Raw genomic sequence first — 12,257 nt, 5'->3', positions numbered from 1 at the left:
GTAAAACGGGCGGGAGTGGGGCCTACAAAGGGGGCGGGTATGCTTGCGGACGGGGAACAAGGATTTTCGCTGCCGGAGGCGCTGGCGGCGGTATTGTTGTTTTCGCTGTCCGCTTTGGCGTTGCTCGACTATTCTTCACATCTGGCACAGGCGCAGGAGAATCTGCGCCTGTACCGTCAGGGGCAATCTTACGCTCATCAGGCGCTGGAACTCTACCGCCTCGAATTGCCGCTGGCGCGGCTGGAATTGCCCGACGGCTGGCGGTTGTCCCTGACGGCGCATGCCCGGGGGCCATTCTGTCGGCTGATGCGCGTTCGAGCGGCTTCGCCGGCAGGGCAAACCATTGCCGCGGAAGAATGGTTTTGCGTTGCGCCAAAGGGGGAATAGTCATTGCGGTCGTTTGTTTTCGGCGCCAATCGGGTTAAAGTGTCCTCCATGAGGGACGGCTCGGGCACAAGGCAGGGGGGGCCTGGAGGAGCGGCATGTTCAGGATATACCATTCAAACCGGCTGGATTTGCTCAAAGAGCTGGCCGCCGCGTTGATCGAGCGGGAACCGCTGGCGGATCCCTTCCAGCCGGAAGTGATTCTGGTGCAAAGCACCGGCATGGCGCAGTGGCTGCAAATTGAGCTGGCAACGCATTTCGGTATCGCCGCCAATATTGAATTCCCCCTGCCGGCCAGTTTCATCTGGCAGATGTTCGGCCGCGTGCTGCCGGACGTCCCTGCCGAAAGCGCGTTTTCCAAAGACGCCATGACCTGGAAACTGATGTCCCTGCTGCCGGCGCTCAGCCGTCAGCCCGGTTTCGAGGTAGTGTGCCGCTATCTGTCGGACGATGACGATTTGCGTAAATGCCACCAGTTCGCCGCCCGATTGGCCGATTTGTTCGATCAGTATCTGGTATTCCGTCCCGACTGGCTGGAAAGCTGGCAAAAAGGCGACACGGTGGCGGGTCTGGGGGAAGCGCAACTGTGGCAGGCGCCGTTATGGCGCGCGCTGGTGGAGTTCACCGCGCAATCGGGTCAGTCGCCCTGGCACCGCGCCAACTTGTATCAACGTTTCATCCACACGCTTGAAGCGGCGAAAAGCCGTCCGGCGGGTTTGCCGCAGCGCGTTTTTATCTGCGGCATATCCGCCTTGCCGCCCACCTATCTCCAGGCGTTGCAGGCCTTGGGACGTCATGTCGATATCCATTTGCTCTTTACCAATCCCTGTCGATATTACTGGGGCGACATTCGCGATCATGCCTTTTTGGCCAAGTTGCAGCTCAGGACGCGCAGTGATTACCGCCAACCACTGGAAAAACCGGTTTTTCGCCGACCTGAACAGGCCGGGAGTCTTTTTGACGACCAGGGGGAGCTGGCGGTGGGCAATCCCTTGCTCGCCTCCTGGGGCAAACTCGGCCGCGATCATTTGTATCTGCTGTCCCAATTGGAGGATGGCCAGGAAGTGGACGCTTTCGTGGATCCGGACGGCGAGGGCCTGCTGCCGACGCTGCAACGCGACATCCTTGATCTGGAAGATCACGCCGTTCTCGGCATGCGGGCCGATATGCTGGAAAACAGCGGCGCGAAACGCCGGCTTGACCCCGATGACCGCAGCTTGAGCCTGCATGCCTGCCACAGTCCGCAGCGGGAAGTGGAAACGCTGCATGATTGGCTATTGGCCGCGATGAACGACGATCCCGAGCTGTCGCCGCGGGATATCATCGTCATGGTGGCGGATATTGATCAATACGCGCCGGCCATTCAGGCGGTGTTCGGCGATATTGGCAACCAGCGCCATTTGCCGTTCGCTTTGTCCGATAGGCGGGCCCGGCAACTTCATCCCGTGCTGCCGGCATTTATCCGACTTTTGGATTTACCGCGCAGCCGGTTCGCCGCCGAACACATTCTGTCGCTGCTGGAAGTGCCGGCGCTGGCTGCCCGGTTTTCCATCCGCGAAGACGACCGGAAACTGCTCAGACAATGGGTGGACGAATCGGGGATCCGCTGGGGACTGGATGACGATAATATTCGTGATCTGATGCTGCCGGCCACCGGACAGCATACCTGGCAATTCGGTCTGACGCGCATGTTGCTGGGCTATGCCATGGACAGCCGCAGCGGCGATTGGGACGGCATCCTGCCTTATGATGAATCCAGCGGGCTTATCGCCGAACTGGCGGGCAATCTGGCGGAACTGCTGGCGCAGTTGCGGCGCTGGCGGAATACGCTTAGCCTGCCGAAAACCCCGGCGGACTGGTTGCCGTGCTGCCGCGCCATGATCGAGGATTTTTTTCTGCCGGACGCCGAAGCCGAAATGGCCTTGACGCTGCTGGAGGACCAATGGCGGCAGCTTATGCGGTTCGGCATACAAGCCGGCGTGAACCAGCCCATCGGCGTCACGCTTTTTTGCGACGAGTTGGCCGCAAGGCTGGACCAACAACGGGTCAGCCAGCGCTTTCTGGCCGGCGCCATCAATTTCTGCACCCTGATGCCTATGCGCTCGATTCCCTTCAAGATCGTCTGTTTGCTAGGCATGAACGATGGCGTTTATCCCCGCGTTCTGCCACCGATGGGCTTTGATCTGATGACGCAGCAACCCCGGCGCGGCGATCGCAGCCGCCGTGACGATGACCGCTACTTATTTCTGGAAGCGCTGCTGTCGGCCAGACAACGTTTTTATATCAGCTACATCGGACGTTCCATTCAGGACAACGCCGCGCGCTATCCCTCGGTATTGGTCAGCGAACTGGCCGATTATATCGCCCAGAGTTTTTGCTTGCCGGGTGACGAGTCGCTGGACGTGGACGCCAGCGCCGAACATGTAAGGCGGCATCTGGTGCAAGGGCATCCCCGGATGCCCTTCGCGCCGGAAAACTTTATACCCGGCAGCGAGCAGCAAAGCTTTGCCGCCGAATGGCTGCCGTCGGCCAGCGGCGGCGGCACGCCTCATCGGGAATTTGGCCGCCCGCTGGCCGAGCGGCCGTTTAACGCGTTGTCCTTCGAGGATTTGCGGGCTTTCTATCGTCATTCTGTGCGGGCGTTTTTCCAGCAGCGTCTGGGGGTTAACTTTCGCTTGGAGGAACGCGAGCTCGTTGCCGAGGAGCCGTTCGTTATCGATGGTCTGACGCGCTATCGCCTTGATGAGCAATTGCTCACTGCCCTGATTGACGGCGAGGATCCCAATCGGCTGTATCGCAAGGTCAAAGCCGCGGGCAACCTGCCGTATGGCGCCTTCGGCGAGCTTTTCTGGGAAAAACAATGCGACGGCCTGGCGGAACTGGCCGATAAGGTGCGCGAGCATCGCCGTCGGGAAGACGGCAAAAGCATCGAAGTGAGTCTCGATCTTGACGGTCTGACGCTTTCCGGCTGGCTGACCCAGGTGCAGAATGACGGTTTGCTGCGCTGGCGGCCGGGCGTATTGTCCGTTGGCGACGGCATGTCCCTGTGGCTGGAGCATTTGGTGTGGTGCGCCATGGGCGGCGCAGGCGAAAGCCGGATGTTCGGCATCCAGGGGGAATGGCGTTTTGCCGCGTTGGCCGCCGACGAGGCCCGGATATTTCTGGTTGCGCTGGCCCAGGGATACCGTCAAGGTATGCAAACGCCGCTACTGCTGTTGTCCCGTTCGGGCGGGGCCTGGTTAAACCAGTGTTTCGATCGCGATCGGGGGGAAATCGATTGGAGCGAGGGCCGTCAACAACAGGCGCGCGATAAATTACTGCAAGCCTGGCTGGGGGACGACCACGTTCCCGGCGACGGCGAGGACGCCTACATACAACGGGTAGTGCGCCAATTGGGCGAGGCGCATCTGGCGGCGATAATTCGGGCGGCGCAAACATACTATTTGCCGCCTTTTAGCCTGAATCTGGCGGTTACGGCGGCAAAATCAACGAGGCCAAGGCCGGCCCCTTAAGGATTGTTCGGAGAGTGGAATGCAAAAACGGGTGACTGGCGTTTTCGGTGTTTTTCTGTTGTGTTTTGTTTGGTTTTCCAATGGCTGGGCCGCAACCGGTTGGCAACCCATCAATGAAACAATCCACAAAAGCGGCAACGATGTCCGCGAATATCAGGCCATCAGACTGGATAACGGCATGAAAGTCCTGCTGGTCAGCGACAAGCAGGCGGTGAAATCCCTTTCCGCCATCGCTTTGCCGGTGGGCACGCTGGAAAGCCCCGACAGCCAGCTCGGCCTGGCGCATTATCTGGAGCACATGATCCTGATGGGGTCCAAAAAATATCCGCAGCCGGATAACCTGTCGGAATTCCTGAAGCAACACGGCGGCGATCACAATGCCAGCACCGCGCCCTACCGGACGGCCTTTTATCTGGAAGTGGAAAACGGCGCCCTGTTGCCGGCGGTAGACCGCTTGGCGGACGCTATCGCCGAACCCTTGCTCGACCCGGGCAGCGCCGACAAGGAGCGCCATGCGGTCAATGCCGAATTGACGATGGCCCGCGCCAACGACGGGTTGCGCATGGCGCAAATCCGGGCCGAAACCATGAATCCGGCCCACCCCGGCTCCCGGTTCGCCGGCGGCAATCTGGACACGCTCAGGGACAAGCCGGGCAGCAACCTGCACCAGGCCCTGACGGCTTTCTACCATCGTTACTATTCCGCCAACCTGATGGTGGCGGTGATATACGGCAACCAATCATTGCCGCAACTGGCGTCCATCGCCGCCAAAACCTATGGCCGGGTCGCCAATCGCCATGCGGTGGTACCCCCCATCGCCGTGCCGCCCTACACCCGGCGACAGACCGGCATTATCATTCATTACCAGCCGGTAAAGCCGCAAAAGATGCTGCGCCTGGAATTCCCTATTGGCAACAATAGCCGGGCTTTTCGCAGTAAAAGCGATACCTATATCAGTTATCTGATTGGCAATCGCAGTCCGGGTACGTTGGCGGACTGGCTGCAAAAAAACGGACTCGCCGACGATATCGACGCCGGGGCCGACCCGATGGTCAACGGCAATGGCGGTATTTTCTCCATTGCCGTCTCACTGAGCGACAAAGGCTATGCCCAACGAGACGAAGTGGTGGCGGCGGTGTTCAGCTATCTCAAGACCTTGCGGGAACATGGCATACAGCGCCAATATTTTGACGAGATCGCCAATGTGCTGCGGCAAGACTTCCGGTATCCGGTGATCACCCGCGATATGGATTATATCGAATGGTTGGTGGATTCCATGCTACGGGTGCCGATACGGCATGTCCTGGACGCGCCCTATCTGGCGGATCGCTATAACCCAGCGGCCATCAAGGCGCGTCTGGACAGCATGACGCCGGAAAACGCCCGGATATGGTTTATCAGTCCCGACGAGCCCCATGACAAACAGGCCTATTTTGTCGACGCGCCTTATCAGGTTGATGCCATCACGCCGCAACGGCGCACATTATGGCGAAGCAAAGAACAAGGCATCGCCTTGTCGCTGCCAAGGCTCAATCCCTTTATTGCCAATAATTTTACCTTGATCAAGCGAGGCCATGTGCCGGCGCATCCCGTCACGGTGCTCGAACAGCCGGGATTAAGATTGCTCTATACGCCCAGCCGGTATTTCGCCGATGAGCCCCGGGCGGACATTACGCTGAATTTCCGGCAGGCCGGACTGATGCATACCGCCAGGGATCAGGTGCTGTATGCCATGAATGACTATATCGCCGGCCTGAATGTGGCCGAACTCAGCAACCAGGCCTATGTCGGCGGCATTAATTTCTCCACTTATGAAAATGACGGCCTGACCATCAAGGCCAGCGGCTATACCCAGCGTCTGCCGCAACTGGTAACGACCCTGGTTCACCGTTACGCCGCCTTTACACCGACCGCCGACCAACTGGAACAGGCCAAGACCTGGTATCGCGATCAACTGGAAGGCACCGATCGGGAAAAACCCTACAGCCAGGCGGTGATTCCCGCCAGGGTACTTACCGTATGGCCTTATGTGGAGCGCGATGAGCGAAAGGCCCTCATAGACGGTCTCACGTTACAGGACCTGCTGGATTATCGGCGGAAAATTTTCAAACCGGCCGCGCTGGAAATGCTGGTCGTGGGCAATATGACCCGGCAACAAGCCATCGACCTGGCCAACCAGCTGAAAAAACAGATAGCCTGGACAGGGACGCGCTGGCGGCGCGCGCCTCAAACGGAAATCCGCCGGCCGCAACTGGCGGTGATAGACAAGACCGGCAACAGTACCGATGCGGCTTTGTCAGCGGCATATGTGCCGGCCGGCTATGATCGATACCAGAGCGCGGCCAACAGTTACTTGCTGTCGCAAATCGTCGAGTCATGGTTTTACCAACAATTGCGCACCCAGGAACAGCTTGGCTACGCCATATTTATGACGCCGATATCCATAGGCGAGCAAGACGGCATTGAATTTGTGCTGCAGAGCGGGACACGACCGCCCGCCTATTTGTATGAGCGTTACCAGGCCTTTTTCGCCGGTGTGGAAAAACGCTTGCGCGCCATGCCCCAATCGGAATTCGAGCAGTACAAGCAGGCAGTGATAGCCCAGTTGCAGCAGCCGCCCCAGACATTGAGCGAGGAAGCCGGACAATATGTCGGCGATATGGAAGAGGATAATCTCGCCTTCGATACGCAAGACCGCGTGGTGGCCGCGCTGCGGCAATTGACGCTGGCGCGGATGGCTGATTTCTACCATGATGCGGTAATTGAGCCCAAGGGATTGGCCCTGCTTTCACAAATCGGCAGACAGGGCGCGATGGCAAAGGATTATGCGGCGCCGCCGGGATGGACCTTGTACCCGGATGCCTCGTCGTTACAGAAGACGTTGCCGTTGCGGCCGGCGCGTCCCTGAGCGCAGCAAAGGAAACCATGACGTGACCACCCAGACCCTGAATCCCTGGACCCTGCCGCTGCGAGGCGCAAGCCTTATCGAGGCGTCGGCGGGTACCGGCAAAACCTATACGTTGGCGGCGCTCTATCTTCGCCTGTTGCTGGGTCTGGGCGGCCAGGCGGCTTATCCACGCCCATTGAGCGTGGAGGACATTTTGGTGGTGACCTTCACCGAGGCGGCTACCGAAGAGCTGCGTGGCCGTATTCGTGAAAATATTCATCGTTTGCGGCTGGCCTGTGTGCGCGGCGAAAGTTCAACACCCCTCTACAGGGAATTACTGACGCAGATCCCCGACAGGGAACAGGCCTCCCGGCGGCTTCTGGCGGCGGAGCGGCAAATGGACGAGGCGGCCATCTTTACCATCCACGGTTTCTGCCAGCGAATGCTTAACCACAATGCCGTCGAATCCGGCCTGCCTTTTCAGCAAACGTTGCTTGAGGATGAATCGGATTTGCGCCGACAGGCCTGCGCCGATTTCTGGCGCCGACATTGTTATCCGTTGTCCGGCGATATCGCCAGGGTTGTCAGCGCTTATTGGGATGGGCCGGGGAAACTCCTGACGGAATTGCTGCCTTATCTGCAAGGCGAGGCGCCGGCCTTGGTCAATCCGCCGGAAAAAAACGAAACCCTGGAGGCGCGCCACGCCGGAATTGTCGGCCGTATCGACGCGCTGAAGCGGGAATGGCTGCGTTATGCCGACCAATTGCTGCCCCTGGTAAGCGGCTCGGGCGTGGACAAACGCGTCTACAGCGGCAAGAACCTGCCCGCTTGGTTTGAGAAAGTGTCGTCCTGGGCCGGCGCGTCGACCCGGGACTATCAGGTCCCCGCTGAACTGGAGCGGTTTCGCCAGTCGGCGCTGAATGCCAAAACCGTCAAAGGCGCCGCGCCCACCCACCCTTTGTTCGGCCTTATCGACCACTTTTTCAGCCAGCCGAGGACGTTGCGCGATTTGGTATTCGTGCGGGCGTTGGAGGAACTGCGCCAGACGCTGGAAGAGGAGAAGCGGCTACGCGGCGAAATGGGGTTCGATGATCTGCTCAGCCGTTTTGACCGGGCGTTGCGGGGACCGGGCGGCGATGCGCTGGCGAAATCGGTGCGCGACCGCTTTCCGGTGGCGCTGATAGATGAATTCCAGGACACGGATCCGTTGCAATACCGCATATTCCGCACCCTTTATCAGGGCCGGGATGAATGCGGGCTGATTTTAATAGGCGATCCGAAGCAGGCGATTTATGCGTTTCGCGGCGCCGATATATTTACTTATATGCGAGCCAGAAGCGAAGTAGCCGCACACTATACGTTGGATACCAACTGGCGATCCTCCGCTTCCATGGTGAATGCGGTGAACCGGTTGTTCCAATCGGTCTTGGCGCCGTTCATCTTTGAACAGATTCCCTTTTCGCCGGTTCTGGCCGCCAGCAGCGGCCAGAACATGGCGCTTAGGATAGACGGAGATGATCTGCCCGCGTTGCAATTCTGGCTGCCTGACGGCGATGGTTTGAGCGTCGGCGACTACCAGCAATTGATGGCCGGACACTGTGCGGCGACCATCCGCGATTGGTTAAGCGCCAGCCGAGATGGGCGGGCCATATTGGTAAACGGGGAAGATCGGCGGCCAGTGGCGGCTTCCGATATGACCGTGCTGGTACGTAATCGTATGGAAGCGTCCCTGATTCGCGACGCGCTCGGCCGCTTGTCCATCCCGGCTGTCTATCTTTCCAATCGCGACAGCGTTTTCGCCACTCCCGAGGCGCGGGAATTGTTGTGGCTGATGCAGGCAATACTGATGCCTGGCCAAGACAGCGCCTTGCGCTGCGCATTGGCCACCAGCCTGATGGGACTGGATGCGCGAGATATTGACGACCTAAACGAAAACGGCGCGGCCTGGGATGATGTGGTGGACGAATTCGCCGGCTACCGTCAGGTGTGGCGCCGCCAAGGGGTATTGCCCATGCTGCGCCAAGTCATGGCCCATCGTCGAATGGCGGAAAATCTGCTGGTCAGCGTCGATGGCGAACGTCGGTTGACGGATGTCCTGCACTTGGCCGAGTTGGTGCAGGAAGCCTCGGTGCAACTGGATAATGCCCATGCGCTGGTACGTTGGCTGGCTCTGCAAATCGAAACGCCCGACGTTCAGGCCGACAATCAGCAGCTCAGACTTGAGAGCGATCGCCATTTGGTGCGGATTGTCACGGTGCATAAATCCAAGGGGCTGGAATATCCCTTGGTGTTTCTGCCTTTTATCGCTGACTTCCGTGCGCAGAAACGCCCGTTTTTCCACGATCGCGACAATTACCGGGGTTGGCTTGATCTCGCTTCCTCCGATGAAAGTCTGCGGCTGGCCGAGGAAGAGCGGCTGGCGGAAGATCTCCGCTTACTGTATGTGGCGGTAACCCGTTCCATTTATTATTGCGGCGTCGGCATTGCGCCGCTGTTCCGTCACGGACGGAAAAAAAACGGCGACAGCGACGTGCATCGGGGCGCGCTGGGTTATCTGGTACAACAGGGGCTGCCCGGCGATGCCGGCGCTTTGCGGTCGGCCCTGTCCGTTTTGACGGGGGATGGTATCGCGCTGACCAGCGCCGGCCAGTGCGATGGGCGGCCTTGGCGGCCGGCGGCCCCGCAACCGGTAACGCTGGCCGCCAGAACATACCGGCGGGCTGCGCCGGATATCTGGCGGGTGGCCAGCTATACCAGCTTGCAGCGGCATGGCGGCGGCTCTCCATTACTGGATCCGCAACCCGGCCTGGATAGCGACGCCGTGGGCGAGAGTCAGCCGGCCGCGGCCGCGGCGCTCACGCCACACACTTTCCCGCGCGGCGCGGCGGCCGGCACCTTCCTGCACGGGTTATTCGAAACCCTGGATTTCACGGCGGTGCCGGATACCGTCTGGCTTGCGGAACAGGCGACACAGCATGGCTTCGATCCACAATGGTTGCCGGTGCTTGAGCAGTGGCTCTCCCGGATTTTACATGCGCCCCTCGATAAGGGCGGCATCATGTTGTCCCAATTGAGTCCCGGCGATTGCCAGGCGGAACTGCAATTTTACCTGCCCATCGACAGGCGGGTGAGCGCGGCGGAACTGGATAAGGTCTGTAAGCGCCACGATATGCTTTCCGCGCAATGTCCGCCACTGGATTTCGCTGACGTCAAAGGAATGCTCAAAGGATTTATCGATCTGGTGTTTCGCTGGCAGGATCGTTATTACCTATTGGACTACAAGTCGAACTGGCTGGGCGAAAGCGCGGACGACTACACGGCCGACGCCATGCTGCGGGCCATGGCGGCGCATCGCTACGATCTGCAATATCAGCTCTATACCCTGGCCGTGCACCGTTACCTACGGCATCGGTTGCCTGGTTATGATTACCGCCGTCATTTCGGTGGGGTATTCTATGTTTTCCTGCGCGGCGTGGCGCCGGATCGTCCCGGCGACGGCGTGGTGTTCCGTCGCCCGGCGCCGGAATTCGTCGCGGCGCTGGATAGGCTTTTCGGCAAAGAAAACATGGCGACGGCACAGGATGGGGCTCACTGATGGATGCGATCATCGCGCAGGCGCTGCATTTACGTTTATGGCGATATCTGGATGTCCAGTTCGCCCGACTGCTGGCCGGCGATGGCGAACCGGCGCTCCTGCTGGCCTGCGCTTGCCTGAGCGCCGACGCCGGGGCCGGGCATGTCTGTCTGCCGTTGGAACGCTTGCGCCCGGATCGGCTGTTTGATGGCCGCCATCCTGAATTGGCCGGTCATGCCTGGCGTCTCGCCGGCGCACTCGACGCCGCGGGCTGGCGGGGGTTACTGTCAGCGTCGCCGGCTGTCAGCGACGGCGCAAGGCCGACGCCGCTGGTGCTTGACAACGGCCGGCTCTACCTGCAACGCATGTGGCAAAACGAGTGCCGGGTGGCGGCGTTTTTCAGAAACATCCGGCCCGCGGCGCTGGCGGATGAACAGCGGGTCAAAGACGTGCTGGATCGGTTTTTCTCCACGGGGGGATCGGAACCTGATTGGCAGAAGGTGGCCGCGGCGGTGGCCATCAGTCATCCGGTTTCACTGATTTCCGGGGGGCCGGGTACCGGTAAAACCACGACAGTGGCCAGACTGCTGGCATCCATGATGGCGCTGGCGGAAGGCCGTTATCCGCGCATCCGGCTGGCGGCGCCTACCGGCAAGGCGGCGGCGCGCCTGAGCGAATCCTTGGGGGCGGCATTGGCGCATCTTGACCTGAGCCCGGAGCAGAAGCGGCAGTTTCCCACCGAGGCGGTAACGCTGCACCGTCTGCTGGGCGTTCAGCCCAATAGCCAACGCTTACGCCATCACGCGGGCAATCCCCTGCATGTGGATATCCTGGTTGTGGATGAAGCCTCCATGATCGATTTGCCGATGATGGCCAATCTTATCGCCGCCTTGCCGTCCGGGGCCAGAGTGATCTTTCTCGGCGACCGCTGCCAGTTGGCCTCGGTGGAGGCGGGCGCGGTGCTGGGCGACATTTGCTTCTTCGCCGAACAAGGCTACAGCCCGGCGCGGCGGGACCAGTTGGCGCGACTGACCGGGTGCCCGTTGCTGCCGGGAGGCGCTCTGGCCGGCCGCGCCGCCGGCGATAGTTTATGTCTGCTGCGCAAAAGCTACCGTTTCGACGAACTATCGGGCATTGGCCGGTTGGCCGCCGCCGTTAATGCCGGCGACAGCGCGGGCGCGCTGGCATTGTTGCACGACGGCCGAAACGCCGATTTGTACTATGCGGCGGTGCGGGACGGCAATGATTACCGGCATATGCTTGATGGCGTGGTGGCGGGCTATGGCGAGTTTTTGTCGCGAGTGAAAGCCAGGGCCGATCCAGCGGAAATCCTCAGCGCTTTTGGCGATTATCGGTTGTTGTGCGCATTGCGCGAGGGGCCGTTCGGCGTGGCCGGCCTGAATCCGCGCATCGAACAGGCGCTGGCGCTGGCCGGGTTGCTCCCCAGACAGGCGGTGGACGGCGGGAGGGCGTATGCCGGGCGGCCGGTGATGATTGTCCGCAACGCCCCTTCGCTAGGGTTATACAATGGCGACATCGGCATTATGCTCGGCAATGAACACGGCGAATTGCGGGCGGTTTTCCCGATGCCCGATGGATTGCTCAAATCGGTGCCGCTAAGCCGGTTGCCGGAGCATGAAACCGCCTTCGCCATGACGGTGCATAAATCGCAGGGCTCGGAATTCGGGCACACGGCGCTGGTATTGCCCAGCCAGGTGTTGCCGGTATTGAGCCGGGAACTGGTCTATACCGCCATCACGCGCGCGCGTCGGCGCCTGTCCCTCTACGCCAACGATCCGGTATTGCGCCACGCCATCGTTACGCCGACCCAGCGACGCAGCGGCTTAATCGATAGAATGGGCGAGACCGCCGGCTGACGCCGGCCGGCGACGCGGAAGAA

General features: G+C 60.4%; 5 protein-coding genes. All 5 read left to right on the top strand.

The window, feature by feature from the left end; translation table 11 throughout:
• The first annotated feature begins 39 nt into the window (after positions 1 to 39).
• The 5 genes from FCN80_RS11960 to recD all read left to right on the top strand — a co-directional run bounded on the left by FCN80_RS11960 (position 40) and on the right by recD (position 12,234).
• Positions 40 to 387 (top strand): prepilin-type N-terminal cleavage/methylation domain-containing protein, encoded by a 348-nt coding sequence (locus FCN80_RS11960; RefSeq protein WP_136990391.1) that lies wholly within the window; start codon positions 40 to 42, stop codon positions 385 to 387.
• Positions 388 to 482: 95 nt separating this feature from the next.
• Positions 483 to 3,896, top strand: a complete 3,414-nt coding sequence (gene recC, locus FCN80_RS11955) for an exodeoxyribonuclease V subunit gamma (RefSeq protein WP_136990390.1) — start codon at positions 483 to 485, stop codon at positions 3,894 to 3,896.
• A gap of 19 nt (positions 3,897 to 3,915) precedes the next feature.
• Positions 3,916 to 6,804, top strand: a complete 2,889-nt coding sequence (ptrA, locus tag FCN80_RS11950) for a pitrilysin (RefSeq protein ID WP_136990389.1) — start codon at positions 3,916 to 3,918, stop codon at positions 6,802 to 6,804.
• 22 nt (positions 6,805 to 6,826) lie between these two features.
• The gene (gene recB / locus FCN80_RS11945) at positions 6,827 to 10,378 is read left to right on the top strand and encodes an exodeoxyribonuclease V subunit beta (protein ID WP_230492632.1); all 3,552 of its coding nucleotides are present in this window, start codon (positions 6,827 to 6,829) and stop codon (positions 10,376 to 10,378) included.
• Entirely contained in the window at positions 10,378 to 12,234 is a 1,857-nt protein-coding gene (gene recD, locus FCN80_RS11940) for an exodeoxyribonuclease V subunit alpha (protein WP_136990387.1), read from the top strand. The genes recB and recD overlap by 1 nt, the downstream gene beginning before the upstream one ends.
• Positions 12,235 to 12,257: the final 23 nt, after the last annotated feature.

Source organism: Martelella alba (assembly GCF_005217455.1).
Taxonomy (GTDB): Bacteria; Pseudomonadota; Gammaproteobacteria; order Enterobacterales; family Enterobacteriaceae; genus Acerihabitans.
The sequence above is the reverse complement of the archived record's forward strand: the minus strand, read 5'-3'. Positions and strand labels throughout refer to the sequence as shown.